Source organism: Mycoplana sp. BE70 (genome assembly GCF_031455855.1).
GTDB lineage: Bacteria > Pseudomonadota > Alphaproteobacteria > Rhizobiales > Rhizobiaceae > Mycoplana.
This window is the reverse complement of the sequence record NZ_JAVDTM010000005.1, coordinates 152,099-177,123: the sequence shown is the minus strand read 5'-3', so window position 1 is coordinate 177,123 and position 25,025 is coordinate 152,099. Positions and strand designations below refer to the sequence as shown.

Below are 25,025 nucleotides of genomic sequence, written 5' to 3'. Positions count from 1 at the left end.
CGGCAATCCCTCACTGCCGACCGCTTTGCCTCCCCGGGGAGGCTCAACCGTTATTATGCCATCAGGCCAGGTTGCCCATGCAGAGATACTTCATCTCCAGATAGTCGTCGACGCCGTGCGTGGAGCCTTCGCGGCCGAGGCCGGACTGCTTGATGCCGCCGAAGGGGGCAGCCTCCGACGAGATCAGGCCGGTGTTGATTCCGACCATGCCGTATTCCAGCGCCTCCGCCACCTTCCATACCTTCTTCAGGTCGCCGGCGAAGAAGTAGGCTGCCAAGCCGAACTCGGTGTCGTTGGCCTGGGCGATCACGTCGTCGACGGTGTCGAAGCGGAAGAGCGGCGCAACGGGACCGAACGTTTCCTCGCGCGCTACCTTCATCGTCCGATCGACGCCGGTCAGGATCGTCGGCTGGAAGAAGGTGCCTTCGTCGGCAAAGCGCTTGCCGCCGGCAGCAACCTTCGCGCCTTTGGCGACAGCGTCGGCAATGTGCGTCTCGACTTTCGTGATCGCCGCTTCCTCGATCAACGGACCGATCGTGACGCCCTTGTCAAAGCCGTTGCCGACTGAAAGTTCTCTCACCTTGACGGCCAGCTTCTCGGCGAAGGCGTCATAGACGTTCGACTGCACGTAGATGCGGTTGGCGCAGACGCAGGTCTGGCCGGCGTTGCGGTACTTCGAAACGAGTGCACCCTCGACGGCGGCATCGATATCGGCGTCGTCGAAGACGATGAACGGTGCGTTGCCGCCGAGTTCGAGGCTGACCTTCTTGATCTGGTCGGCGCACTGGCGCATCAGGATGCGGCCGACCTCTGTGGAGCCGGTAAAGGAGATCTTGCGCACCTTGGGGTTGAAGCAGAGCTCCTTGCCGATCGCCGGACCGTCGGTGCCGACGACGACGTTGAAGACGCCGGCGGGAATGCCAGCCATGTCGGCAAGCACGGCCAGCGCAATCGCCGACAGCGGCGTCTGCTCGGCCGGTTTGGAGACGACCGTGCAGCCGACGGCGAGCGCCGGCGCCACCTTGCGGGCGATCATCGCGGCGGGGAAGTTCCACGGCGTGATCGTGCCGACGACGCCGACCGGCTGCTTGATGACGAGCATCCGCTTGTCGGCCGACGGGGCTGGGATCGTCTCGCCGTTGATGCGCTTGGCCTCTTCCGCATACCATTCGACATAGGAGGCGGCGTAAAGGATCTCGCCCCTGGCGTCGGCCAGCGGCTTGCCCATTTCGGCGGTCAGGATCGCCGCGAGCTCGTCGGCATTGGCGATCATCAGATCATGCCACTTGCGCAAGAGCGCGCTGCGCTCCTTGGCCGGACGCGCTGCCCAGGCGCCTTGCGCCTTATAGGCGGCGTCGATGGCGGCGGATGTTTCGGCCGCCCCCATTTCCGGCAGCGTCGCCAGCTTTTCGCCGGTCGCCGGGTTCAGCACGTCGAAGCTCGCAGCGGCCTTTCCGCCGGTCCAGTTGCCGTCGACATAGCCAAGATCGCGCAGCAAGTCGGCGGACTTCAGGTGTTTGGTCAGTGCGTCGTAGAAGGCCATTTCACTTACCTCTAAGGCCCGTTGTTGGGCATGAACCGGGGGTCGCCCGGACAGGTTGTCCGGGCGTGCCGCCACCTTGAAGATTGGGTCGGTTGCGCTTCGCCTTTTCAGGCGGAGCGTGCTTCCAGAATCGAAGCCTCGAGGATGTCGAGCGCCTCGGCGAAGATGTTGTCCTGAACCGTCAGCGGCGCGAGGAAACGGATGACGTTGCCGTGCACGCCGCAGGTGAGGAGGATCAGGCCCTTCTCCAGCGCCTTCAGCCGCACCTTGTTGGCAAAGTCGGCGCTCGGCAGCTTCGTCGTCGCGTCATTGAACTCGACCGCGTTCATGAAGCCGGGGCCGCGCACATCGACGATTTCCGGGGCCTTTTCGCGCAGCGATTCGAGGCGCTGCTTGAGGCGGTTGCCGAGGCTGGTGGCGCGGTTGCAGAGGTCCTCGTCCTTGATGACGTCGAGGACGGCATGGGCGGCTGCGACGCCGAGCGGGTTGCCGGCATAGGTGCCGCCGAGGCCGCCGGGGCCGGGGGCGTCCATGATTTCGGCGCGGCCGGTCACGGCTGCAATCGGGAAGCCGCCGCCAAGGCCCTTGGCCATCGTCGTCAGGTCGGCGACGACGCCGTGATGCTCCATGGCAAACAGCTTGCCGGTACGGGCGAAGCCAGTCTGAACTTCATCGGCGATGAGCAGGATGCCGTGCTGGTCGCAGATCTCGCGAAGCTGCTTCAGGAACGCGGTCGTGGCCGGGTAGAAGCCGCCTTCGCCCTGCACCGGCTCGATGATGATCGCGGCGACCCGGTTCGGGTCGACGTCGGCGGCAAACAGCTTCTTCAGCGCGCCAAGCGACTGCTCGGCGGTCTGGCCGTGCAGTTCGACCGGGAAGGGGACGTGGAAGACGTCGCCCGGCATCGCGCCGAAACCAACCTTGTAAGGAACGACCTTGCCCGTCAGCGCCATGCCCATGAAGGTGCGACCATGGAAGCCGCCGCCAAAAGCGATGACGGCCTGGCGGCCGGTCGCGGCGCGGGCGATCTTGACCGCGTTCTCGACGGCCTCGGCGCCGGTGGTGACGAAGATCGTCTTCTTGGCGAAGCTGCCGGGAACGACCTCGTTCAGTCGCTCGGCGAGCTCGACGTAGTTCTCGTAGGGAACGACCTGGTGGCAGGTGTGGGTGAAGCGGTCGAGCTGCTTCTTCACCGCCTCGATGACGCGGGGATGGCGATGACCCGTATTGACGACGGCGATGCCGGCGGCAAAGTCGATGTAGCGCTTGCCTTCCTTGTCCCAGATTTCCGAATTCTCAGCGCGATCTGCGTAGATCTGCGTGGTTACGCCAACCCCACGGGAGATGGCGGCGTTTCTACGGTCGGCAAGGGATGTGGCGGTCATGATACGGCGTCCTAACTCTGGAAGAATTGTCATATCTTGCATTTTTTCTGCAAGATGCGGATGGAATAGCTACATTTTTTCTGTAAGATTGCAACGGGTATTTTTGCGGCCGTCGATGCAATTTTCCACTGTCCCGGAAGGCTTGCCGTCGCTGCAACCCGCAAGCTGCTATAAAGGCAGGATAACACAAGAATTAGGGTTCATTGGCATGAACGGGCCGGAAACGGTGTATTACAAGGTGGCCGAGGCTGCGCGCCTCGCCGGCGTCTCCGCGTCCACGCTACGCCTGTGGGAAAGCCAGGGTCTCGTTGTTCCCGAACGCTCGGACACCGGGCACCGGCAATACAGCGGCGTTGACGTCGCCCGGCTGAAGCGGATCGCCTGGTTTCGCGCCGAGCGGGGGTTGAACCCGGCCGCGATCCGCGAAGCGCTGGAGGCAGAGGACGGCCAGTCCGAAGCGCACCACGGTACGGCGGCGAGCGAGGGCGACGCGCCGCCGGGCGTCGGCCGAAAGTTCCGGGCGCTGCGGCACGCCGCCGGCAGGACGCTGGAGCAGGTGGCGGGCGACATCGGCATCGCCACCTCCGTGCTGTCCACCTTCGAGCGCACCTCGCAAGGCGTGACCTTCCGAGTCATGCACGATCTTGCCGCATACTACGGCACCACCGTCTCGAAGCTCTCCGGCGAGGATGAGGCGGAGCGGCGGAGCGTCGTGCGGGCAGGGGAGTGGAAATTCTGGCCGGAGACCTCGCCCGGTGTCACCGTGCAGGTGCTCGCCGACGGCCGCAACATGATGGACTGCCATCGCTTCGTGCTCTCGCCCGGCGCCTGCAGCGACGGCGCCTACCGCCACGAGGGCGAGGAGTTCATCCACGTGCTTTCCGGCCACGTCGAGATCGTGCTCGACGGTGACGAGTTCCATGACCTCGGCCCCGGCGATTCCCTCTATTTCGACAGCCGCCGCCACCATTCCTGGCGCAACCGCCACGACGGCGAGACCGTGCTCATCTGGATCAATACCCCGCCGACATTTTGAGCCGCGCGGGCATTGCCGCCCCGTCGACGTCCTGGGGTGCGGCTGTCGCGTCATGCTGACCATTCCGGCTATTGAACCGCGGCGCAGACGAGCGTCGACGGCTCGTTGAGCGACATTGGCACCGGCTCGGCCTCCTCGGGCGGGGTGCACTCGATGGTGACGCCAACAATGCCGTCCCAGCCATTGAGGATGGTCTCTCTTGCCCGATCCTGCTGCTTCGCCGTTGGAAAGACCGGTCGGATGCGCCCCTTCTCGTCTCCCAGATCGGGCAGCCGCTCCTGCAGGCTTACAGGGATCTTGCCATCGTGCACGAGGCTGTCAAACCGGATCGGATTGCAATGACCGCCCAGCAAGGTGAGCTGTCCTTCGTCCGAATAGAGATATTCCATCCAGAGCCGGGCGGCATTCGGATGCCGGGCATGCGCGCTGATGGCCTGCACATAGATGCCGGCGACGAGGCCCGTCCGCGGCCAGACGACCTCGATCCGTGCCTTGTCCCTGTGCGCTTCGCGATCAGCAAGTGCGAGATAGTCCCAGCGAATCAGGATGGGCGTGCGACCGTCGAGAACGCTTTTGGTGCTGCCGACGATCGGCACGAAATTGCCGCGCCTGTTCAGTTCGGCAAAGTATTCCAGGCCGCGCTCGGCGGCTCCATCGATCCTTCCGCTTGTGGCCGACAGGCCGGCGCCGATCACGCTTTGAACGGCATGGTTCGATCCCAGCGAGCCGGCAAGGCCGACCGATTCCTTGTATTCTGGCGAAGCCAGATCGGCCCAGTCGGTCGGCAGCCTGGAGACGCGGTCGAGGTTGACCTCAAAGGCGAGCAATCCGTAATAGTCGCCGTACCAGTACCCCTCCGTATTCTTGGCCGCATCCGGGATCGTTTCCCATGTCGAGACTTTGTACGGCTGGAGCAGGCCATCGCTCCTCGCCGACGTCGCGAAGGACAGGCCGATGTCGATCACGTCGGGCGCTTGCGGATCGCCGTTGTCACGAGCGGCCCTGATCGCGTCGAGCTCCTCTTCCGACGTGGCTTCCGGGCTCAGTTCCTCAACTGCCAGCCCGTATTTCGCCTTGAAGCCGTCGATGATGCGCCCGTACTGGCACCAATCGCGGGGAAGGGCCATCACGGTGAGCTGGCCCTCTTTTCTCGCCGCGGCGAGAAGCTCGTCCGTCGAGGCGGCGCAAACCAACGAAGTTGATGACAGCAGGACAAGCGCCGATGCCGGCGCCGCGAGAAAGGTCGTTTTCCACCGTCGTGCCATTGTCGTCCCCTCCGTCCCGGCTGGACAACTGAAATTTCAGTTTAGCACCGTCCAAAGAGCGACAACACTGATAGTTGGCGGCACCCGATCCACGTGGGCAGCGGCAATTTAGGTGGTATTTAAAATAATTTGATATTCAAATGATTTTAATGTACAAACTTACATGAACAGGAAACAGCAACTGCCCCGCTTTCGTTTCGGCCTCCAATTTTCCCTTCTCGCCCGCCAATGGCGGGGCGCGATCGAAAAGCGGCTCGAGGAAGCCGGACTGACGGACGCCACCTGGAAACCGTTGGTCCACCTGGCCGCCGCCGGCGACGGCATCACCCAGAAGGATCTGGCATCGCTTGTCGGCGTCGACGGCTCGACGCTGGTGCGCCTGCTCGATATCCTCTCCGAAAAAGGGTTGATCGAAAGGCGGACAGGCAGGGCCGACCGCCGCGCCAAACAACTCTTCCTCACCAGCGCGGGTCGCGCCGCAGTAGCGGACATCCGCTCGCAACTGGAGGGTGCCGAGGCCGAACTGTTGAAGGAGATCGGCGATGAGGAAATCGCGACCGTTCTGGATGTGTTGACGCGGATTGCTGCCCGGCTGGAACAGCTTCAGGAAGAATCGGAGCGCAGGGAATGATCGCGCTCGCCGCAAAATGGGGTTTCATCCCGTCGCGCTTTCCCTTTGTCCTCAGGACGGCGATCGGCGCCTGCCTGGCGCTGCTGATCGCCTGGATGATCGGCCTGGAGCATCCGCAATGGTCTGCCATGACCGTGTTCGCAGCCGCCCAGCCCGTTCGCAACTTGCTGGTGGAAAAAAGCGTGTTCCGTGCGGTCGGCACGATTGCCGGCACGCTCGTCGGCATGTTGCTGGTCCTTGCCGCCGAGGGGCACCCGGTATTTCTGGTCGTCGGGCTGGCAGCGTGGATCAGCCTCTGCGCCGGCTTCGGCAATGTGCTTCGCGGTTTCGTCGCTTATGGCACAATCCTCGCCGGTTACTCCGCAGCCATGGTCGCGCTTCTGGAAACGGCCCATCCTGGCCACCTTCTATCCCTCGGCGCCGACCGGGCGCTGACAGTTCTGACAGGTGTCGTTGTCGGCCTCGTCATCGGGCTGATTTTCACCCCTGCGGCGTCCGAAGCCGAAATTGCCGGCCGCACCCGGCGGCTGGCCGCGCGCATGCTCGCCGAAATGGCCACTTTCGCCCGTGGCAGCCCATCCATCTCCGAACGAGACCAGCAGCAGCTGCTTGCCGAAATGGCGGCGATCGATGACGGGCTCGATCCGCACGGCGCAGGCTCCCTTGCTTCCCGCCGCTCGGCACGCAACCTTCGGGCAGTGGTCGCAGCCCAGGTATCCTCGCTCTTGTGGCTGAAGACCGAGCGCTCATTGCCTCTTTCTCCCGGTGTGGCGGACGCGCTCAGCCGTTCCGCGCGGACGCTGGAAGATCCGAATACCGCCGGGCAGACGATCGCTTCATTGCACGAAGCCATCCGACTCGCGCAGCAAAATACGCCGCTCCGCGATATTCTGCAGCGGCAGGCTGCGGCCTTGCGCGACTGGATCGGACCGGAACATCCGTCCGCAGATGTCAGGGCAGTCGCCGAAGATCGTGGTCAGCTGCTTCACCCGGTCGTACTCCATCGCGACTGGATCGGCGCGCGGCACGCAGCGCTCCGCGCGGGATTCGTCATGGTGCTGGTCGGCCTCTTCTGGGTCGTGACAGGCTGGCACGCCGGCCCTTATGTGCTGCTCGGCACCTCGGTGATGATCTCACTGTTCTCCACGTTCGAAAACCCGGCTTTCATGATGCGCAACGTGCTGGCCGGGCAGTTTTTCGGCGCGATTGCGGCCCTTGTCTGCCGCTGGGTGGTCTGGCCGCTCGGGACGTCCGCACTCGATCTTATTTTCCTGCTCATACCATTCATCCTGAGCGGCGTTCTGCCGATGTCGCACCGCCGCACCATGCTCGGCGGAACGGATTATGTGCTGATCCTGCTCCTCCTGTCGCAACCCGCCTATCCATTGTCGGGCAGTTTTGACGCCTCGCTTTCGACCGCGGCTGCCGTCGTCGCAGCGCCCGCGATCGCACTCCTCGCCTATGGACTGATCTTTCCGACCGATGCGCGACGCCGCCTCGACACGCTGATCACGATGATGGTCCGCGAAATTCAGCGGATCGCAGCAGCGCCCGACGCCGCAGCACACAGCCTTGTCTGGCGCGCCCGTCTCTATCATCGCCTGTTGCGGCTCGTGCGGCTGGGCCAGGCATCGGGCGAAAGCCGAATTTCGCCCGCCGGCGGAGGGCTGGCGGTCTACGCATTGGGTGCGACAGCCCTTTCCATGCATGAGCGGATGCAGGATCCGGCCCTGCCGGCCGGCGTAAGGCGCGCGCTGCGCCTCGCCCTCGGCCGAATGGAGCATATCGCAGACCGGCCCCGCGCCGTGCCGGCCGCCCTGTCGCGTGCCGCGGACCGGCTCGATGCCGAGGGGGGCGGGGAGGGGGAGCCCTTGCGCTCCGCCGGACGCGCCATGACGCAGAACCTCGCCTTCTTCGAGCGGGCCGGCAAACGCGGACGAGCCTGACGTTCCTGCCGATTGGTGGGCGGCTACCCGCGCGTGGAGACAGCGCCCACCGACGGCAACAGCAGCCGCATCGCGTTGAGCGTCACGAGCACGGTGGCGCCGGTATCGGCGAAGACGGCGATCCACAGACCGGTCACGCCGAAGATGGTGGTGACGAGGAAAACGGCCTTCAGCCCGATCGCGATCGTGACGTTCTGGCGAATGTTCGCCATGGTCGCCCGGCCAAGCGCGATGGCCCGCGCGACGTCCAGCACGCGGTTGCCCATCAGCGCGACGCCGGCCGTCTCTCGTGCAAGGCCGGTGCCCGATCCCATCGCCATGCCGACGCTGGCCGCGGCAAGGGCGGCCGCATCGTTGATGCCGTCGCCGACCATCACCGTGCCGCGCTGTTGCGAAATCGCCCGCAAGGCCTCGACCTTCTCGGCTGGCAGCAGGCCGCCGCGCGCGTCATCGATCGATAGCGAACGACCGATCGCCGAAGCGGTGACCGGGTTGTCGCCGGAGAGCATCATCGTCTCCACGCCAAGCGCCTTCAGCGCGGCGATGCCCTCCAGCGCGTCGTCGCGCGGCTCGTCGCGCAGCGCGATCGCCCCGATGCCGATCCCGTCGGCGACGACGACCGCGATCGTGTTGCCCGCCTGCTCGAAGGCTTCGATTTTCGCGGCCAGCGCGGGTCCGATCGTACCCTCTTCCGCAGCAAATCGTGGAGCGCCGATGAAAACCATCCGCCCCTGCGCCGATCCGGTCACGCCACGGCCGGCGAGCGCCTTTACTCCGGACGCGGAGGTCGGGGCAAGATCGCGTTTCTTCGCCTCAGCGATGATCGCTTCGGCGAGGGGATGGCTCGAACCCGCCTCGATCGCCGCGGCGAGCGCCAGCAGTCCGTCCTCCGTGCCCTCGGTGGCATGCACGCCGGTCACCGCGGGCCGGCCCTTGGTCAGCGTGCCGGTCTTGTCGAAGGCAACGACGTCGGTCTTAGCCAGTGTCTCCAGGAACACGCCGCCTTTGACGAGGATGCCGGCGCGCGCCGAGGACGACAGCGCGGACGCGATTGCCGCCGGCACGGAAATGACCAGCGCGCAGGGGCAACCGATCAGAAGCAGCGCCAGGCCGCGGTATATCCAGGTGTCCCAGTCCCCGTCGAAGATGAGCGGCGGGATGATGGCCACGAGCAGGCCCAGCGCCGCGACCAAAGGCGTATAGACCCGCGAAAAGCCGTCGATGAACCGCTCTGCCGGGGCCTTGGCGTCCTGCGCCTCCTCGACGAGGGCGACGATCCGGGCGATGGTGTTGTCAGCCGCGGTCTTCTCGGCGCGGATTTTCAGCGCCGCATCGATCGCCACGGAACCTGCGAAGACTTTTTCGCCAGGGCCGCGCGAAACCGGAACGCTTTCCCCGGTTATCGCCGCCTCGTCGAGATGGGCGCGTCCCTCGATAACCGTGCCATCGGCAGCGACGTGGTCGCCCGGACGCGCCAGCACGACATGGCCCGGCCGGATCTCACGCGCGGGAATCTCGCGGACGATCCCGTTTTCCTCGATGAAGGCGCGGTCGGGCACGAGCGAGGCGAGCGCCTCGATGCCGGCGCGGGCGCGGCCGGCCGCATAACCCTCAAGCACCTCGCCGGTCGCAAACAGGAAGACGACCACCGTCGCCTCTGCCGGCTCACCGATGATGACGGCGCCGATCACCGCAACCGTCATCAGCATTTCGATGGTGAATGGGGCACCGGCAATTGCGGCAGCCACGGCCCGGCGCGCAATCGGCAAGGCCAGCAGGATCGCTGCCGCGATGAACATGAAGTGCCCGATTTCCGGCGCCGACTGGCTGACAGCGAAGGCAATGGCGGTGACGGCACCACCGACGATCGCATGCAGCCCCTTGGTCGTCCGCCACCAGGCGATGCGGGCCGGCCGCGGAGCAGGAGTGTCGTCTTCGATGATGTCCGCACCATAGCCGAGGCTCTGCACCCGCTCGCGCACGGCGGAGAGCGGTGTCCTGCCTTCATCGACGGCGACAAACATCATTTCACGCGGGATCGAGACGCGCACGTCGGCAACACCCGGCATGCCGCCGATGGCGGTGCGGATCGTGTTGGCGCAACTGGCGCAGTCCATTCCGGAAACGCGGAAGCGGCGATAGCCGTCACCGGGGGCAATCGGGTCTTCCCCCTTGCCGTTCCCGACCCCGCAGACAGCGCCCTCCGCATGCGCGTGATCGTGGCTGGCAGCACCCGCTGCCGGGTGGCTTTCAAGGTGGTCGTGGTCGGCTTCATGCGCCGCGGCGGGGGCATGTTCGTGGCGGTCGTGGCAGCATCCACATCCGTCATCATGGCCGGCGCCTCCTGCAGGCCCGTGCTCGGCCAGTGCGGGCTTGGTGCCTTTCGTGCCGGCCGGCTTGTCGCCGCGGAATTGCTCGTCCATTGCAAATCTCCTTGATCTGCACCACCTATAAAACCTGTAGTCACTACAGCTTCAAGCGGGAAAATAGCGATGGAACGCACTTTTTCGATCGGCAGGCTCGCCGAGGCCAGCGGCTCCAAGGTCGAGACGATCCGCTACTACGAATCGATCGGACTCCTGCCGGAACCGGAGCGCAACGCCGGCAACCAGCGCCGCTACACCGCGCGTCACTACGACAGACTGGTTTTCATCCTGCACGCCCGCGATCTCGGCCTTTCGATCGACGCAATCCGGCAACTCATTGACCTGTCGAAGCATCCCGACCTGCCCTGTGCCGAGGCCGACGAGATTGCCCGCCGGCAGTTGGAGGACGTGCGCCAAAGGATCGCGCGGCTGAAGCTTCTGGAAGCCGAGCTGGAGCGCACGCTTTCGAGTTGCACCCACGGCACCATCGCCGAGTGCAAGGTGATCGAGGCACTGGCTCAATGCGGCGCCTGCGAGCGACATCAACGCCCCGTTCGCTAATTTTCGGTGCCTAGACCTACAGGTTGCGATATAGTCACCTCTCCAACCCCGACTCAGTGCGTTCAGGTGGCTGTCAGTATCCGATGGTTGATCTGCAGCCGAGCTGAACTGGGGGCGGTCTCGATGCCTCTCGCCTTGCCTATCAGTCTGGGAGAAATGCAGATGGCCGAAACAGCAACATCCATGCCCCTGCCGCTGCGCATCGAGCGCAAGGACCAGGTCTTCGCCCGCGAGGACCTGCCGGTGGGCGACTTCGCCTTCAACGCCACCGTCGCCAACGTCTTCGACGACATGGTCAGCCGCTCCGTTCCCTACTACGAAGAGATGCAGCGGATGGTCTGTGAGCTGGCGGCCGACTTTGCCCAGCCGCAAACCAATCTCGTCGACATCGGCTGTTCGACCGCGACGACGCTTTTGGCACTCGACGGAGCTATCCACCCGGACGTCCATTTCATTGGCATCGACAACGCGCCGGACATGCTCGAAAAGGCCGCGCAGAAGATCCGGGCAGCCAACACGAACCGGCCGATCGAACTCAAGGTGGCCGACCTGAACCATGGCTTCCAGATGGAGAACTCCAGCGTCGCGACCATGCTGCTGACGCTGCAGTTCGTCCGGCCGCTCTATCGCGAGCGCGTGATGAAGGCGATCCATGCCGGCCTCAACGACCAAGGCTGCCTCCTGCTCATCGAGAAGCTGACGAGCGAGGACACCACGTTCAACCGCCTGTTCATCGAGCACTACTACGACTTCAAGCGGCGCAACGGCTATTCCGATATCGAGATCTCGAAGAAGCGCGAGGCGCTGGAAAACGTCCTGATCCCCTACCGGCTGGACGAAAACGTGCAACTCCTGAAGGAAGCCGGCTTCCGCACTGTCGAGGTCTTCTTCCGTTGGTATAACTTCTGCGGCATCGTCGCGGTGAAGTAGGAAGGACACCCATGACCGCAGCCATGATCGGAATCGGCAACTTCTTTTTCAAGTATCGCAACCAGCTCTTCCCTGCGATCATCGTCGCGCTATTCCTGCTGGCGCCGCCCGTGGCGCATGGGAGCACGGCGGTCGAGCAGGTCAGCGCTATCGTCGCGATCCTGCTGGTTCTCGCCGGACTAGGCTTGCGGGCGACCGTTATCGGCTACGCCTATATCCAGCGTGGCGGGTTGAACAAACGGGTCTATGCCAAGGATCTTGTCACCGAGGGTATGTTCGGCGTCTGCCGCAATCCGCTCTACGTCGGCAACATGCTGATCTATTCCGGTGTGTTCCTGTTCAGTGGCAATCCGCTGGCAGTCGTGCTCGGGATCGGTCTCTTCGCCTTCCTCTATCAGTGTATCGTACTGGCCGAGGAGGAGTTTCTCGAGAAGAAATTCGGAGACGCCTACCGGGCATACTGCCGCGACGTGCCGCGCTGGGCGCTGCGGCTGAGACGGTTTCGCAGCGCCACGGAAGGCATGGCCTTCAACGTCCGGCGCGTGATCGCCAAGGACTACTCGACGATGTCGGCAACCCTGATTACTCTGCTCGTCATCGAGTTCTACCGCGCCGCCCTCAATGAAGGCCTGACGCAGAGCCTGCCTTATCTCGCCGTGCTCGCCGGACTGCTGGCCCTGATCGGACTTGCCACCGGTGCGATCAGCCGTCTGAAGAAGCGCGGCGTCTTCAGCGAACCGAAACCAATTCACTGATGCGCGACGCATACCAGGGGGCCGTGCGGTAGCAACCGGCACCTGGCCGCTTGCTCAGCCAGGTGGTCAAATCGCATCCGTCAGCTCGCAAACCGACCGGCATCGGCGCCGTAGTAGTTGATGTAACGGCCCGAAATGCTGCCTATCGGCAGAACGATCAGCACGTCCGTCGTGCGGAAGGCGTGGTCGACGACGGCGCCATTGCCGATCATCGCGCCGAGCCGCAGATAACCCTTGATCAGCGGCGGCATGGCGGCAAGCGCCCGGCGGGCATTTACCGCTTCGCTCGGCATCAGATCCATCGTCCGATACTGGTCAGCATGGGCGTGAACGCTCCACTCATCGCGTGCCAGCAGGTTCTGGTGCAGGAAGGAAAGCGCCAGCGCATGCTCCTCCGGCACGACGCCGCCGAAGGAACCGCATCCAAATAGGACGTCGACGCGGTGCTTCAGCGCATAGGCCCAGGCCCCCTGCCAAAGCAGTTCCACGGTCCGCTTCGTCCGGTATTCCGGCAGCACGCAGGAGCGGCCGAGTTCCATGAAGCGCTTTTCCGGATGGCGGGCCAAGAGCGGCTCGATGTCGAATTCGGACTGCGAGTAGAACCCCCCCGAATTCCTGGCGACATCCTGCCGCAAGAGCCGGTATGTCCCGACGATCTGCTCCTCCGCGTCGCCCTCGATCGAGGTGTCGAGCACGAGCAGATGATCGCAGACCATGTCCCAGGCGTCGATGTCGCGCGCGCGGCGCATCGCGTCGGGGGCCACCTGCGCATTCATTTCCTCGACAAAGACGCGGTAGCGCACTGCCTGCGCCGCATCGATCTCGGCATTCGTCCGTGCAAGCCTGGTTTCCAGATTGCCGATGCGGCCGAACACGTCGGTCGTCTTGTGGACCGGAACCTGGCATGTCGACGGGACAGTCTCGGCCATCACCTGTGGATCTGCAAATTCGACACTCATCGGCGACTTCCTGCTCAAGATTTCCTGTCTCTCTTTAAGCACGAATCTGCAACAGGACCGTGACATCGGACTGCCTGTAGATAGCCCTCCGGTGTTCAGCAGACAAGAAGGCTGTGGCGGTGCGGAAAAGACGGTCAGCGTCCTTTTGCCGTCACCGCGATCAGGCGGGCGACCTCGGCGAGCAAAGCCTTTGGTTCGGCCGGCTTGACCAGGACCGCGGCCGCGCCGCAGGCGATCAAATCGTCGTAGACGCCTCCGCGTCCCTCGGCCGTCAGGACGACAACCGGCACGGCGGCCGCTTCGCCGGTCAGGCGACGCACCACCTCGGGTCCGTCGCCGCCCGGCATGTTCAGGTCCGTTATGACAAGATCCGGCCGCCCCGCCGGGTCGCCGACCGCGGAAAGCAGGGAAGGGAACGTGTCGACGACGCTCACCTCGAAACCCGCCTTCGTCAGCATCGAACGCACGAGCATGGCATTGACGGGGTCGTCTTCGGCCAGAAGGATTCGCGCCGCCTTGCTTGGCCCTTCCGCTATCGGCGCGCACAGCGTCGGCCGGTTGTCGTTGATTGCGTCGCGAACCTCGATGCCCTTCATCCGGCCGCACAGCACTTCGACCAGTGATCGCTCGCGCAAGGGACGGATCAGCCAGGCATCGTAACCCTCGCCGTTGCTGATCGCCCGGCCGGTTCGTTCCTCGGGGTTGACGAGATAGGTGCGGCGGATGTGCCGGGCGTTGAAGGCGGCCAGGCCGGAGAGTTCGCGCCGGTAATCTCCGGAAAGCCGGTTGTCGACGATGATGTCCGTCAACGAGGCGGTCGTTCCCTGCGCGAATTGCAGCGCGTCGGTGGCGGTGGCCGTGTGCGCGCAGGTGCCACCGAGGGTCTCGATCGTGCGTTGCAGCGCGCGCGCCACCGGGCCATCGGGTGCGTAGAGAAAGACCGACGCCCCCCGCAGCGGGCCCGCCCTTCCGCAGACGGCCGCGAGCGTCAGCGCGGCGGGCATTCGAATCGTGAACGTGGAGCCGTGTCCAGGACGGCTTTCCAGCGTCAGCGCGCCGCCAGCTTCGCTTAGGATGCGGGCGGAGATGGCAAGGCCGAGACCGGCGCCGCCACGGCGCTGGGATGCGCCTCCGGCCTGCTCGAACGCCTCGAAGACCCGCATCTGCTCGTCGGCCGTCATGCCCGGGCCGGTATCGGTAACCTTCACGACGATGTGGTCGGGCTCGATCGTCGTTTCGAGATAGACCCCGCCGCTCACCGTGAATTTCACCGCGTTGCCGATCACGTTGTAGAGCACCTGCCGCAGCCGCGATCCGTCAAACGACATGACCGCCGGCACCTCGGCCGAGACGAAGGAGCCGATCTCGATCCCTTTCTCATGCGCCCGCGGCGACATCATCTCGACGACGCCCTCGATCAATGGGCGGACAGGATCCTCGCTCGGGCGCAACTGAAACCGGCCTGCCTCGATCGTGGAAAAGTCGAGCAGGTCGTCGACGAGTTGGACAAGCGCGTGGCCGGACTGGCGGATTCCTGCCAGATAGTTCTTCTGCTCCGCTGTCAGCCGCGTCTGCCCGATCAGGTGCGACATGCCAAGGATGCCCGACAGCGGCGTGCGGATCTCGTGGCTGACCGTCGCAAGCAGCCGCGACTTCGCCTCGCTTTCATCTTCGGCCTTGCTGAGGGCGAGCTCCCGCAGGTGCTCGGCCCTGCGTTCCTCGGTGACGTCGCGGGCGATGGTGTGGATCACCAGTTCACCCGTCGCCGGTTCCCGAATGGTCACATCATGCCACGCATAGACGCGCGTACCGCCCGGTGCCGCAATCTTTACGTCGTAGTGATGTGGCAGGGCCTGCGAGTGGATGTCGAGGCCGATCTGGGTGCAGGTCAGGCCAGCTAGCTCGGCGATACCGACAAGATCGCTTAGGACCGCGTTGGCGCGGATGATCCGTCCGTCCAGCGAGCGCACGAGCACAATGTCGCGCAAAATGTCGTGGATGGCGGCAGACGCCGCCGACGTCTCGCTCTGCTCCCAGGTGCGGTCGTGGTGATGCTCGACATGTCGCCTCAACCGTCGTTCGGCAATGACGCCGCTGCGAAAGAGCAGTAGCGCGCCCGCTAGACCGGCCACGCCAAGACTGAGCGCCGCGACGTGAAACCCCTGCAGGAATCCGGTCACCAGGACGAGGCCGGCTGACAGAACGACGAGGCAGCCGACGATGCCGCTGAGCATCGCATGGTCTGAAGGAGATGCCTGGCCCGCTGCATGCGAGGACATGATCGACGACGAACGCGCGGCGGTCTCCACCCCGCCATCGCGTGGTGGCTGCCTTGCGTCACTCGGCTCGTCCGCGAATTCCGCCTTGAGCCGGTCTTGAAGCTTCGCCGGTTCGCTCATGCGTGCCCGGATAGCACGACAGGCGTTCAAATCCGCTTCAGCAAACCGATCGGATTTTAACGATCAGGCCTTGTGCCTGCGCCCGCGCGATTGCAGCACCTCATCGAGCAGGATGATGCCCGCGCCGATGGTGATGAAGCTGTCGGCGAGGTTGAACACGGCAAACGACCAGGTGGCGGTGTAGAACAGCACGTAGTCGATCACGTAACCAAACAGGAGGCGATCGACGAGGTTACCGATCGCGCCGGCGATGATCAGCGCATAGCCCGCATGGGCCAGCCCCCGCTCCTTGGGCGTCTGCCGCCACAGCCAGGTGACGAAGGCGACGACGACGAGTCTCAAGGCCACGATGAACCAGCCCTCCATGCCCGACAGCATCGAAAAGGCGACGCCGAAATTGTAGGTCCTGTAGAGGGCCAGCATCGGCAGGACATGCACCGGCTGCTCCAATGGCAGCCACGTCTCCACGGCCAGCTTGATGAACTGGTCGACGAGGACGGCAATGACAATGAACGAGACGACCGGGACGGGTCGGGAGAAGAACGGGGCGCGCTTGGTCATTTCGGCTCGTCCAGCGACAGGATGTGACGACGCGCCTCGAACAGCATGATGCCGGTGGCGATCGCGAGGTTGAGGGAATCGGCGCGGCCTGCCTGGGGAATGCGCGCCAGCGAATCGGCTTCGCGGGCCAGTTCCTCCGGAATCCCGGCCTGTTCGTTGCCCATCAGGAGCACGATCGGCTGTTTCCTGTAGTCGATCGTGCGGTAGTCGACCGCACCGGCAAGATGCGTTGCGACCACCTTGACGTGCGTCTCCTTCTTCCAGCGCAGAAAGTCGGCGACCGAGGTTTTGGCGACGGGCATCGCAAACACCGACCCCATGGTCGCGCGAACCGTCTCCAGCGAGAACGGATCGGTCGTCTCGCCGACGAGGATCAAGCCGGAGGCGCCTGCCGCGTCGGCCGTGCGGATGATCGTGCCCAGATTGCCCGGATCGCGCACCCGGTCGAGCGCCACATAGGTCTCGCCCGCCTTCGGGCGGAAGTCCTTCAGGGCGGTATAGCGCTGCTCGAACACGCCGATCACCATCTGCGGATTGTCACGCCGGGTGATTGCCGACATCACCTTCTCGCTGACTTCCAGCACCAGCCCGCCTTTGGCAAAGGTCTTCGCGGCAACCTGCTCGACCTGCGGCTTGCCCTTGGCGGCCTTCGCATAGACCAGCGTGCGGATCGTCCAGCCGAGCTCGAGCGCATCGATCACGAGTTTCAGTCCCTCGGCGATGAAGGATTTCGTTTCATCGCGCGCCTTCTTCTGCGCCAGCGCCTTGATGTCCTTGACGATCGGGTTGGCGAGGCTCGTGACCTCCTTCACCTGCCCCACGCGGTGGGGACCCTGATCGCGGTGGTGATGTTCGCTCATGCGGAAGTCCAACGGCTGAAGAGGGAAGTGGAAAGGGCGCGGCCGGCCGTCCTGCCGTCGGTTCCGCCCTCCCGGATAACAAGTTCGCCGGACTCGACCAGCCCGCCGCGGCCGCGCATCGTTTCCCGCATCAGTTCGTGGATCGAGTAGAAGCTGGCTCGAATCGAATAGGCGGTCAGCACGAAGGCTGCATCGCGTGGCGAGAGGATCTCGCGGCAGACGTCGAGCATCAACGGCAGGCTGTCGAACAGCTGCCACACTTCGCCGTTCGGACCGCGGCCGAATTTCGGCGGATCGGCGAGAATGATGTCGTAGCGGCTGCCGCGACGCTCCTCGCGCAGGATGAACTTCATCGCATCCTCGCAGATCCAGCGGATCGGCAGCGCTTCACCGCGCCCGAGCGCCTGGTTTTCCCGCGCCCAGCCGATCGCTTTCTTCGAGGCGTCGACGTGGGTCACTTCTGCGCCGGCGCGGGCGGCGACGAGCGAGGCGACACCGGTATAGCCGAACAGGTTCAGGACCTTCAGCGGCCGGCCTGCCGCCTCGATCCGCGCCTTCATCCAGCTCCAGTGCGCCAGTTGCTCCGGAAAGACCCCGACGTGGCGGAAGGCGGTGAAGCGGCCATGGAAATCGGTATCGAGCAGACGCATCGGCCAGGTCTCGCCAAGTGCGGCCTCCGGAAAGCGCCAACGGCCCATGCCGTCTTCGTCGGTATCGCCGGTGAACAGGGCGTCCGCTTTCTCCCACACGTGCGCCGGCAGGCTGCGCGGCCAGAGCGCCTGTGCTTCCGGGCGCACGATCCGATAGGGACCGTATTGCTCCAGCTTCTCGCCGGCGCCGCTGTCGATGAGGCGGTAGTCGTCGGTGCCGGCCGTCTCGAGGATCACCGGCACCCGCTCGGAAGGTTTGTCGCCGGTGCGGACGATCAGCTTGCGCTGAGGTTCGGCGGCCTGGGACGCCGTGCGGGCGTTCCTTTCAGGTGCCGTCTTGGTCGCGCCTGCGCCAAAATCCTTTCGCATTGCCGCCGGTTCGATGCGTGAGGCGTCTGCGTGCTTGGCAGCCACCCCGGCCTGCGGCTTGGGGCCAGTGTTGCGCATCGGCGATGGCTGGCGAACGCGTTCGCCAGATCGCGCGGGACCCGTCATGGCGGGCCCCTTCTTCTGCCGGCGGTTCTTGTCCTTCACGTCGGGTCCGTTTCGATTAGTCAGATGGCGGACGCTGGTCCGCGGGAAAGCCAGACCAAATAGCACCGCTGCTCCAGTTGGCAAAGTCCCACTTGGCAAAGCGCTTTCCCATCTGCGATAAATCGGCAAGCACCCGGGCCAGGAGGAGGAACGCCATGGACATGTCAGGTGAAGAGCGCATCGCCGCCCCTCGTGAGGCCGTCTGGGCGGCACTCAACGATCCCGAGACCTTGAAAGCCTGCATCCCGGGCTGCCAGTCGCTGACGATGAAGTCGCCGACCGAGCTCGAAGCCACCGTCAAGATCAAGATCGGCCCGGTCTCCGCCACGTTCAACGGCGAGGTCACGCTGTCCGACCTCAACCCGCCGGAAAGCTACACGATCTCCGGCGAAGGAAAAGGCGGGATTGCCGGCTTCGCCAAGGGCGGCGCCGACGTGAAGCTCGCCGAGGACGGCAACGAGACGGTGCTGACCTATACGGTCAATGCGCAGATCGGCGGCAAGCTCGCCCAGCTCGGCTCGCGCCTGATCGATTCGACCTCGAAGAAGCTCGCAGCCCAGTTCTTCGCTGATCTCGGCCAGCGGCTCAACGGTGGGCCGAATGCCTGAGTTTTGCGATTGAATAGCCGCTCGAGCTAGCCCGGGACGGAAGCGGGCGCGGTGCGGCCGCTTCCCCGCTTCTAAGCCTGGGCAGGCGGATGAGGGGCAAGGATAACGAGTTCCCCTGAGCAGCGAACCCTATTTCGGCGCGGACAGAAGCGACTGGGCATGCAGTGTCTCGGCGCGGGCCTTGTGCTTGTCGGCCTCAGTGTGCCACTTCACCGCCTCGCTCGCCTCGATCCGAGCACGCTTGCGGTATTTGTGCTGGCCGATCCAGGTCGCGGCCGCTCCGAGGATCGCGCCAAGGATCAGCGCCAGGAACAGATAGACGAAAAACGGAGCCGTCATCGACAGCACCGAGTCTTCCGGCCGGAACGGATTGAGCGCCAGGCGCACGGGCTGGCGATTGGCGACCGACAGTACGATCAGCACGATGGCAATCGGCGCCAGGATGACGATATTGATGATCTTCTTGAACATGAAACCACCTCCAGCAATCGGGCTGGTTGAGGGTTGCGGTACCGCAGACGTCAATCGGCGTCGTCGTCCGCGTGATTGGGGTTCAGCCGCTCGCGCAGCTCCTTGCCGGTCTTGAAGAAGGGGACCCACTTCTCTTCGACGAACACCGCATCGCCGGTACGCGGGTTGCGCCCGGAGCGCGAAGGACGGTTCTTCACCGAGAAAGCACCGAAGCCGCGAAGCTCCACACGGTTGCCGGCGGCAAGCGCATCGGTGATCTCGTCCAGGACCGCGTTGACGATGTTTTCGACGTCACGATGATAAAGATGTGGATTGCGTGCGGCGACGATCTGTACCAATTCTGACTTGATCACGGTTGTCCCCTCAAAACGCTTGTCTTTTCAATCACGTCCAACCTGCCAAACGGAGACAAGACCGTCAAGGAACAACTTCTCGCCGCCAAGCTTTTCGAGAGCCTCCGACGGACCGAAACCAAGGCCGACGAGTCCCTTCAACCAGTCAGCGGAGTCCAGACCAAAACCGAACAGGCCGGAACGACGTGGCGGCTCGTAGTCGACCATCGGCAGGCTGCGGCCGACCTTGCGCGTCTCGAGGTAGTCGCGGATCTCGTCCGTCCCGCCAAGTCTGTCGACGAGTTTCGCCTGCAAGGCCTGCCGGCCCGTGTAGATGCTGCCGTCGGCCAGTCGCAGTGCCTCCTCGCGCGGTAGCTTGCGACGCTCTGCGACAAGATCGACGAACCAGGCAAAGCTGTCATCGACCATGCGGCGTATCATCGCCTTGGCGTCCTCGCTTGCGGGATGGAACGGTGAAGGCTCTGCCTTCAACGGGGCAGACTTGATCTCTTCGAGAGAAACGCCGAGCTTGTCCATCAACTCGCTCAACTGCGGATACTGGAAAATGACGCCGATTGAGCCGGTGATCGAACTATCCCCGGCGATGATCGTGTCGCCAGCCGTGGCAATCATATAGCCCGCTGAGGCGGCGAGCGTGCGCACGTCGGAGACGACCGGCTTCTTCTCGGCCACCTTGCGCAGTGCCTTGTAGATCACCTCTCCGCCATAGGTCGTGCCGCCCGGCGAGGTGATGGACACGACCAGCGCCTTCGCCCGGTCGTTCTTGGCGATGCGGTCCAACCGTTGCAGAAGTTCCTCATCGTCCTTAATGATGCCTGTGATCGAAACGTGTGCGACATGGTCCTCGATGGAGGCCGCCTGCCAGTTCCACGTTATGGCTGCGAAACCGGCAATGGCGGCGACGAGGATGGCCGCGACACGCCAGAACGTGAGCTTGCGGCGCAACTGCCGACGGTCGGCTATAGCAGACTGGTCCATCTCGAAAGGTTCCCGTTCGATGGTTTCTTGCGACAAACGACGGTTGCGCCATTTGCCAAATGCCTCATCGATATGGCATTAGCCGGGCAAATAGCAAATCATCTGAGCCGCTTTTTCGGGCATCCATTGTTTGTTCAGGAATAAACTCCATATGGGGCCCGTTATCCTGATTCAGGACGGAGGCGGTTCAACCGGCACTGTCGGCCCTAGACAACAGACCAGAAAACAACGAACAAGGCACATGCTGACCACTGCCGCTGACATTCAATCCGTCGACTACCGGACGGTCTCGCCGATGGAAGCCTACCGTCGCGCGGCACGGCACTCCGCGCGCGTGCGATTTCTGAAGATCGCCTTGCCGGCGATTGGGCTTGTTATTGCCGCCATCTTCGCCGTGGTCTCCATCGTCAGCACCTACCTGCCCGAAGAGCTGGCTGTCGAAAGCGCCACGATCGAAGACGGCAAGGTGGTGATGAAAAACCCGGCGATCTCCGGTCGCAACCGCGACGGCATCAGCTATTCGATGAAGGCCGACCGGGCGCTGCAGGACATGAAGAACCCGGACATCATCCAGCTTGAGAACATCCGGGCGAAAATGCCGGTCAACGAGAAGCTGATCGCGCAGGTAGACGCCGTTACCGGCATCTACGACCGCGGCCGCAACATTCTCGACATGACCGCGCCGTTCACCATCCGTCTGAACACAGGCCTCGAAGCCGCCTTCCGCGACGCACACCTCGACATCAACGGCGGCCGCATGTCGACGCAGCAAGCCGTCTCCATCCAGGCCAAGGAAGCTTCGATTGTTGCGCAGTCGCTGCGAATGACGGATAAAGGGCGAACCGTCGTCTTCGAGGGGGACGTCGTTGTCAATGTAGATCCCGCCGCCATCCGCAACAGAGAGAAGTAGGGCCACGATGTCCGCATTTTCTGAACCCGCGCAAAGACATGCCATTCTCCCGCTGCTTGCCGCCGGCTTCGTGCTGGTCGCAACGACCGCCGGAGCGCAGGAAACGAAGAGCCAGCTGAAGGGGCTTCAGCTGTCCAACGACAAGCCGATCCAGATCCAGAGCGACAAGCTGGAAATCCAGCAGCAGGCCAACACCGCCCAATTCACCGGCAACGTCAAGGTCGTCCAGGGCACGACGACGCTGCAGGCCGGCAGCATGGTCGTCCATTACAAGGCCGATGGCGGCGGATCGATTTCGAGCGGCGATGCCGATATCGAGAAAATCGACGTTGCCGACAAGGTCTTCCTGCAGTCCGGAGTGCAGCAGGCGACCGCTGATACCGGAACTTTCAACCTCATTGACGAGGTCTTCGTGCTGAAGGGTGACAAGGTCGTGCTGTCGGAGGGCAAGAACGTCTTTGTCGGCTGCCAGCTGACGGTGCTGATGCGGACCGGCGAGGCCAAGCTCGACGCCTGCGGCGGCCGGGTCATGATCCAGCTCGATCCGAAGTCCCGTAAAACCACGAACTGACGTACGCCCGTGTCACTTCTATCCCTTTCCCGCATGACGCGTCATGCCAAGAAGTCTGCGCCGGCGGTCCAGCGCAGCCTCGACGCGTCGCGCTACGAAGGCACGTTGATCGCCCGCAACCTGACCAAGACCTATGGGGGCAGGCGGGTGGTCAATGGCGTTTCACTCGTCGTGCGGCGGGGCGAAGCCGTCGGGCTGCTCGGCCCTAACGGCGCCGGCAAGACGACCTGCTTCTACATGATCACCGGCCTGGTCCCGGTCGATGAAGGGGCGATCGAACTGAACGGCAACGACGTCACGACGATGCCGATGTATCGGCGTGCGCGGCTCGGCGTCGGCTACCTGCCGCAGGAGGCCTCGATCTTCCGTGGCCTGACGGTTGAGCAGAACATCCGCGCCGTGCTCGAGGTGCACGACAAGAACAAGGTGCGTCGCGAGCACAAGCTCGACAGCCTGCTGGCCGAATTCTCGATCTCGCACTTGCGCAAGGCTGCGGCCATCGCGCTATCCGGCGGTGAGCGCCGGCGACTGGAAATCGCCCGCGCGCTTGCGACGGATCCGACCTTCATGCTTCTCGACGAACCCTTCGCGGGCGTCGATCCGATTTCGGTGGCCGACATCCAGGCACTCGTTCGCCATTTGACGTCGCGCGGTATCGGCGTGTTGATTACCGATCACAACGTCCGCGAGACGCTCGGCCTGATCGACCGCGCCTACATCATCCACGCCGGCGAGGTCCTGACCCACGGTCGCGCCAACGACATCGTTGCCAATCCCGACGTGCGGCGTCTTTATCTCGGCGACAATTTCAGCCTCTGAGCGTCCGACGTCCTCGACGCCGGACTTTTCTTCGCCTTGATCGGAGGAATTCGTCGGCATCTCCTCCCGGCCGCTTGACCAGTTCCGCCAAAAAAGCAATTTTTGGGCCAGTCCGAATTCCGGATCGGCAAGTGAGGTTTGCCACCCGGTGTTCCGGCAGTCGGCACTGCTCCACGATCCGATCGGTGAGGACATTGCCAGGCAATTCATCGGGTACGGCGTCCATGACGCGTCGTAAAAGACGTGTGGCGGCGTAAGGAGTTCAAGCGTCCGCATGGCACTCGCAGCCAGCCTTTTTCTGCGCCAGAGCCAGTCACTGGTCATGACGCCGCAACTGATGCAGTCGATCCAGCTGCTACAGATGACGCATTTGGAACTGGTTCGGTTCATCGAGACCGAGGTGGAGAAGAACCCGCTGCTTGAGCTCGTCTCGGGTGACGAGAACTCGCGCGGCGCGGACGAAGTTTACCCGGCGGATGGCGCCTATTATTCCGTCAACGAAGAACAGCCGGCTCGGGATATCGCAGACACGGAGGCCGGACCTTCCGGGGACCTTTATGAGACCGCCACAGGCGGCAACGCCAGCGCGATCGCCGAGTCCTTCGATTCCAATCTCGAAAACGTCTTTCCCGATGATGCCGGCCCGCGCACGGCGGATGCGCCGGAACTCCTTGGCCAGTGGAAATCGATGCCGGGCGCGAGCTACGGCGAAGGCTATGAACTCGATGAGTTCGTCGCGGCCCAGACGACGCTGCGCGACCATCTTGCCGCCCAGGTCCCGTTTCTGCTTGTCTCGCCGGTCGATCGGCTCATCGCTGGATACCTGATCGACCAACTCGACGAGTCCGGCTATCTTCTGGCGGACCTGTCAGAGGCGGCGCTCAAACTCGGCAAGCCGATCACCGATGTCGCGCGCGTGCTCGACGCTCTGCAGGAACTCGACCCACCCGGCGTCTTCGCTCGCACCCTGTCCGAGTGCCTGGCGATCCAGCTTCGCGCCCGTGACCGCTTCGATCCTGCGATGGCTGAGCTGGTCGGCAATCTTGAGCTGTTGGCGCGCCGCGATTTCGCCACGCTGAAAAAACTTTGCGGCGTCGACGAGGAAGACCTGGTCGACATGCTGGCGGAAATTCGCAAGCTCGACCCCAAGCCGGGCGCGCGTTTCGAGCCTGGGGTCTCCGATTCCGTCGTCCCCGACATCACCGTTCGTGCGGCCCCCGACGGGACCTGGCTCGTCGAGTTGAATGCCGAGACGCTGCCGCGCGTGCTGGTCAACAACGACTACTATGCCTCCGTCTCCCGCCGCACCGAGCGGGCGAGCGAAGATCAGTCCTTCCTGAGCGAATGTCTGCAGAACGCCAATTGGCTGACCCGCAGCCTGGATCAGCGGGCAAAGACGATCATGAAGGTGGCGACCGAGATTGTGCGGCAGCAGGACGCCTTCCTTCTCAACGGCGTGGACCATCTGCGGCCGCTTAATCTGAAAGCGGTTGCCGACGCCATCAAGATGCATGAATCGACCGTCAGCCGCGTCACCTCGAACAAGTACATGCTGACACCGCGGGGGCTGTTCGAGCTGAAATATTTCTTCACCGTGTCGATCGGCTCCACCGACGGCGGCGACAGTCACTCGGCCGAATCCGTGCGTCAACGCATCCGCACCTTGATCGCCGGGGAGACGCCCGAGGCCGTGCTTTCCGACGACGATATCGTCGACGTCCTCAAGAAGGGCGGCATCGACATTGCGCGGCGAACCGTGGCGAAATATCGCGAGGCGATGAACATTCCCTCCTCGGTGCAGCGCCGCCGGGAGAAGCGCGCGCTTGCCAAAGCCTCCGGTTTTTGACCGTCTGCCAAAGGCGTAGGGCGGTGTCCCGGGAGGGTTGCCACCGAGGGAGCAGTTGACACTTTCATCAGGAACAGATAGATGCCCG

At 63.9% G+C, this 25,025-nt stretch carries 23 protein-coding genes; 11 read left to right on the top strand and 12 right to left on the bottom strand.

Annotation, left to right across the window (positions count from 1 at the left end; genetic code table 11):
• Nucleotides 1-61 precede the first annotated feature (61 nt).
• Together J2Y48_RS11180 and J2Y48_RS11175 are read right to left on the bottom strand one after the other, a co-directional pair.
• Nucleotides 62-1,543 (bottom strand): NAD-dependent succinate-semialdehyde dehydrogenase, encoded by a 1,482-nt coding sequence (locus tag J2Y48_RS11180; protein ID WP_310417240.1) that lies wholly within the window; start codon nt 1,541-1,543, stop codon nt 62-64.
• A 107-nt stretch (nt 1,544-1,650) separates the two neighbouring features.
• Nucleotides 1,651-2,928 (bottom strand): 4-aminobutyrate--2-oxoglutarate transaminase, encoded by a 1,278-nt coding sequence (locus tag J2Y48_RS11175; protein WP_310417237.1) that lies wholly within the window; start codon nt 2,926-2,928, stop codon nt 1,651-1,653.
• 208 nt (nt 2,929-3,136) lie between these two features.
• Here J2Y48_RS11175 and J2Y48_RS11170 point away from each other — a divergent pair, with 208 nt between their 5' ends.
• On the top strand, nt 3,137-3,964 hold the full coding sequence (locus J2Y48_RS11170) for a MerR family transcriptional regulator (protein ID WP_310417234.1): 828 nt from the start codon (nt 3,137-3,139) through the stop codon (nt 3,962-3,964).
• A gap of 68 nt (nt 3,965-4,032) precedes the next feature.
• On the opposite strand, the gene J2Y48_RS11165 is transcribed toward J2Y48_RS11170, so the two are convergent.
• A complete protein-coding gene (locus tag J2Y48_RS11165) occupies nt 4,033-5,229 on the bottom strand; it encodes an ABC transporter substrate-binding protein (protein ID WP_310417232.1) in 1,197 nt (398 codons plus the stop codon).
• Between the two features lie 163 nt (nt 5,230-5,392).
• Here J2Y48_RS11165 and J2Y48_RS11160 point away from each other — a divergent pair, with 163 nt between their 5' ends.
• Entirely contained in the window at nt 5,393-5,860 is a 468-nt protein-coding gene (locus J2Y48_RS11160) for a MarR family transcriptional regulator (RefSeq protein ID WP_310417229.1), read from the top strand.
• Nucleotides 5,857-7,806: an FUSC family protein gene (locus J2Y48_RS11155; protein ID WP_310417226.1), complete on the top strand. Its 1,950-nt coding sequence runs from the start codon at nt 5,857-5,859 to the stop codon at nt 7,804-7,806. The genes J2Y48_RS11160 and J2Y48_RS11155 overlap by 4 nt, the downstream gene beginning before the upstream one ends.
• A 23-nt stretch (nt 7,807-7,829) precedes the next feature.
• Here the strand turns inward: J2Y48_RS11155 and J2Y48_RS11150 are convergent, their stop codons facing one another.
• Nucleotides 7,830-10,229: a heavy metal translocating P-type ATPase gene (locus tag J2Y48_RS11150; protein ID WP_310417223.1), complete on the bottom strand. Its 2,400-nt coding sequence runs from the start codon at nt 10,227-10,229 to the stop codon at nt 7,830-7,832.
• Between the two features lie 69 nt (nt 10,230-10,298).
• Here J2Y48_RS11150 and J2Y48_RS11145 point away from each other — a divergent pair, with 69 nt between their 5' ends.
• From J2Y48_RS11145 to J2Y48_RS11135, 3 genes are all read left to right on the top strand, one after another.
• Nucleotides 10,299-10,733, top strand: coding sequence for a helix-turn-helix domain-containing protein (locus J2Y48_RS11145; protein ID WP_310417220.1), 435 nt, complete (start codon nt 10,299-10,301; stop codon nt 10,731-10,733).
• A gap of 162 nt (nt 10,734-10,895) precedes the next feature.
• Nucleotides 10,896-11,663 carry a carboxy-S-adenosyl-L-methionine synthase CmoA gene (gene cmoA, locus J2Y48_RS11140; RefSeq protein WP_310417217.1) on the top strand — a complete coding sequence of 256 codons (768 nt, stop codon included), beginning with the start codon at nt 10,896-10,898 and terminating at the stop codon, nt 11,661-11,663.
• 11 nt (nt 11,664-11,674) lie between these two features.
• On the top strand, nt 11,675-12,418 hold the full coding sequence (locus J2Y48_RS11135; protein WP_310417213.1) for an isoprenylcysteine carboxylmethyltransferase family protein: 744 nt from the start codon (nt 11,675-11,677) through the stop codon (nt 12,416-12,418).
• A gap of 80 nt (nt 12,419-12,498) precedes the next feature.
• Here the strand turns inward: J2Y48_RS11135 and J2Y48_RS11130 are convergent, their stop codons facing one another.
• From J2Y48_RS11130 to J2Y48_RS11110, 5 genes are all read right to left on the bottom strand, one after another.
• Complete coding sequence (locus tag J2Y48_RS11130) at nt 12,499-13,347, bottom strand: GNAT family N-acetyltransferase (protein WP_310417776.1); 849 nt, start codon at nt 13,345-13,347, stop codon at nt 12,499-12,501.
• A gap of 164 nt (nt 13,348-13,511) precedes the next feature.
• Nucleotides 13,512-15,776, bottom strand: a complete 2,265-nt coding sequence (locus J2Y48_RS11125) for an ATP-binding protein (RefSeq protein WP_310417210.1) — start codon at nt 15,774-15,776, stop codon at nt 13,512-13,514.
• A 63-nt stretch (nt 15,777-15,839) separates the two neighbouring features.
• Nucleotides 15,840-16,337, bottom strand: coding sequence for a signal peptidase II (lspA, locus tag J2Y48_RS11120; protein WP_310417207.1), 498 nt, complete (start codon nt 16,335-16,337; stop codon nt 15,840-15,842).
• On the bottom strand, nt 16,334-17,197 hold the full coding sequence (locus tag J2Y48_RS11115; RefSeq protein WP_310417204.1) for an RNA methyltransferase: 864 nt from the start codon (nt 17,195-17,197) through the stop codon (nt 16,334-16,336). The genes lspA and J2Y48_RS11115 overlap by 4 nt, the downstream gene beginning before the upstream one ends.
• Complete coding sequence (locus tag J2Y48_RS11110; protein WP_405030214.1) at nt 17,194-18,294, bottom strand: class I SAM-dependent methyltransferase; 1,101 nt, start codon at nt 18,292-18,294, stop codon at nt 17,194-17,196. Before J2Y48_RS11110 ends, J2Y48_RS11115 begins: the two co-directional genes overlap by 4 nt.
• 242 nt (nt 18,295-18,536) lie before the next feature.
• On the opposite strand from J2Y48_RS11110, the gene J2Y48_RS11105 reads away from it, so the two are divergent.
• Nucleotides 18,537-18,989 (top strand): carbon monoxide dehydrogenase subunit G, encoded by a 453-nt coding sequence (locus tag J2Y48_RS11105; RefSeq protein ID WP_310417198.1) that lies wholly within the window; start codon nt 18,537-18,539, stop codon nt 18,987-18,989.
• 129 nt (nt 18,990-19,118) lie between these two features.
• Here J2Y48_RS11105 and J2Y48_RS11100 read toward each other — a convergent pair whose 3' ends face one another.
• The 3 genes from J2Y48_RS11100 to sppA are packed head-to-tail and all read right to left on the bottom strand — an operon-like array spanning nt 19,119 to nt 20,791.
• Nucleotides 19,119-19,460 (bottom strand): DUF1049 domain-containing protein, encoded by a 342-nt coding sequence (locus tag J2Y48_RS11100; protein ID WP_310417195.1) that lies wholly within the window; start codon nt 19,458-19,460, stop codon nt 19,119-19,121.
• Between the two features lie 50 nt (nt 19,461-19,510).
• Nucleotides 19,511-19,813, bottom strand: coding sequence for an integration host factor subunit beta (locus J2Y48_RS11095; RefSeq protein ID WP_192248690.1), 303 nt, complete (start codon nt 19,811-19,813; stop codon nt 19,511-19,513).
• A gap of 27 nt (nt 19,814-19,840) precedes the next feature.
• Nucleotides 19,841-20,791 carry a signal peptide peptidase SppA gene (sppA, locus tag J2Y48_RS11090; protein ID WP_310417190.1) on the bottom strand — a complete coding sequence of 317 codons (951 nt, stop codon included), beginning with the start codon at nt 20,789-20,791 and terminating at the stop codon, nt 19,841-19,843.
• A 241-nt stretch (nt 20,792-21,032) separates the two neighbouring features.
• On the opposite strand from sppA, the gene lptC reads away from it, so the two are divergent.
• From lptC to rpoN, 4 genes are all read left to right on the top strand, one after another.
• On the top strand, nt 21,033-21,701 hold the full coding sequence (gene lptC, locus J2Y48_RS11085; protein WP_310417187.1) for an LPS export ABC transporter periplasmic protein LptC: 669 nt from the start codon (nt 21,033-21,035) through the stop codon (nt 21,699-21,701).
• Nucleotides 21,702-21,708: 7 nt separating this feature from the next.
• Nucleotides 21,709-22,272, top strand: coding sequence for an LptA/OstA family protein (locus tag J2Y48_RS11080; RefSeq protein WP_310417184.1), 564 nt, complete (start codon nt 21,709-21,711; stop codon nt 22,270-22,272).
• A gap of 33 nt (nt 22,273-22,305) precedes the next feature.
• Entirely contained in the window at nt 22,306-23,091 is a 786-nt protein-coding gene (gene lptB / locus J2Y48_RS11075) for an LPS export ABC transporter ATP-binding protein (RefSeq protein WP_310417773.1), read from the top strand.
• Between the two features lie 274 nt (nt 23,092-23,365).
• Entirely contained in the window at nt 23,366-24,937 is a 1,572-nt protein-coding gene (gene rpoN / locus J2Y48_RS11070; RefSeq protein WP_310417181.1) for an RNA polymerase factor sigma-54, read from the top strand.
• Nucleotides 24,938-25,025: the final 88 nt, after the last annotated feature.

Excerpts from the sequence above, each read along its gene's own strand:
- J2Y48_RS11105 (WP_310417198.1), top strand. The coding sequence starts at position 18,537 with ATGGACATGTCAGGTGAAGAGCGCATCGCCGCCCCTCGTGAGGCCGTC.
- J2Y48_RS11175 (WP_310417237.1), bottom strand. The coding sequence starts at position 2,928 with ATGACCGCCACATCCCTTGCCGACCGTAGAAACGCCGCCATCTCCCGT.
- J2Y48_RS11130 (WP_310417776.1), bottom strand. The coding sequence starts at position 13,347 with ATGGCCGAGACTGTCCCGTCGACATGCCAGGTTCCGGTCCACAAGACG.
- J2Y48_RS11155 (WP_310417226.1), top strand. The coding sequence starts at position 5,857 with ATGATCGCGCTCGCCGCAAAATGGGGTTTCATCCCGTCGCGCTTTCCC.
- J2Y48_RS11150 (WP_310417223.1), bottom strand. The coding sequence starts at position 10,229 with ATGGACGAGCAATTCCGCGGCGACAAGCCGGCCGGCACGAAAGGCACC.
- J2Y48_RS11080 (WP_310417184.1), top strand. The coding sequence starts at position 21,709 with ATGTCCGCATTTTCTGAACCCGCGCAAAGACATGCCATTCTCCCGCTG.
- lptB (WP_310417773.1), top strand. The coding sequence starts at position 22,306 with ATGACGCGTCATGCCAAGAAGTCTGCGCCGGCGGTCCAGCGCAGCCTC.
- J2Y48_RS11165 (WP_310417232.1), bottom strand. The coding sequence starts at position 5,229 with ATGGCACGACGGTGGAAAACGACCTTTCTCGCGGCGCCGGCATCGGCG.
- lspA (WP_310417207.1), bottom strand. The coding sequence starts at position 16,337 with ATGACCAAGCGCGCCCCGTTCTTCTCCCGACCCGTCCCGGTCGTCTCG.
- J2Y48_RS11180 (WP_310417240.1), bottom strand. The coding sequence starts at position 1,543 with ATGGCCTTCTACGACGCACTGACCAAACACCTGAAGTCCGCCGACTTG.
- J2Y48_RS11135 (WP_310417213.1), top strand. The coding sequence starts at position 11,675 with ATGACCGCAGCCATGATCGGAATCGGCAACTTCTTTTTCAAGTATCGC.
- J2Y48_RS11100 (WP_310417195.1), bottom strand. The coding sequence starts at position 19,460 with ATGTTCAAGAAGATCATCAATATCGTCATCCTGGCGCCGATTGCCATC.
- J2Y48_RS11115 (WP_310417204.1), bottom strand. The coding sequence starts at position 17,197 with ATGAGCGAACATCACCACCGCGATCAGGGTCCCCACCGCGTGGGGCAG.
- sppA (WP_310417190.1), bottom strand. The coding sequence starts at position 20,791 with ATGGACCAGTCTGCTATAGCCGACCGTCGGCAGTTGCGCCGCAAGCTC.
- J2Y48_RS11110 (WP_405030214.1), bottom strand. The coding sequence starts at position 18,294 with ATGCGCAACACTGGCCCCAAGCCGCAGGCCGGGGTGGCTGCCAAGCAC.
- cmoA (WP_310417217.1), top strand. The coding sequence starts at position 10,896 with ATGGCCGAAACAGCAACATCCATGCCCCTGCCGCTGCGCATCGAGCGC.
- J2Y48_RS11160 (WP_310417229.1), top strand. The coding sequence starts at position 5,393 with ATGAACAGGAAACAGCAACTGCCCCGCTTTCGTTTCGGCCTCCAATTT.
- J2Y48_RS11145 (WP_310417220.1), top strand. The coding sequence starts at position 10,299 with ATGGAACGCACTTTTTCGATCGGCAGGCTCGCCGAGGCCAGCGGCTCC.
- J2Y48_RS11170 (WP_310417234.1), top strand. The coding sequence starts at position 3,137 with ATGAACGGGCCGGAAACGGTGTATTACAAGGTGGCCGAGGCTGCGCGC.
- lptC (WP_310417187.1), top strand. The coding sequence starts at position 21,033 with ATGCTGACCACTGCCGCTGACATTCAATCCGTCGACTACCGGACGGTC.
- rpoN (WP_310417181.1), top strand. The coding sequence starts at position 23,366 with ATGGCACTCGCAGCCAGCCTTTTTCTGCGCCAGAGCCAGTCACTGGTC.
- J2Y48_RS11125 (WP_310417210.1), bottom strand. The coding sequence starts at position 15,776 with ATGAGCGAACCGGCGAAGCTTCAAGACCGGCTCAAGGCGGAATTCGCG.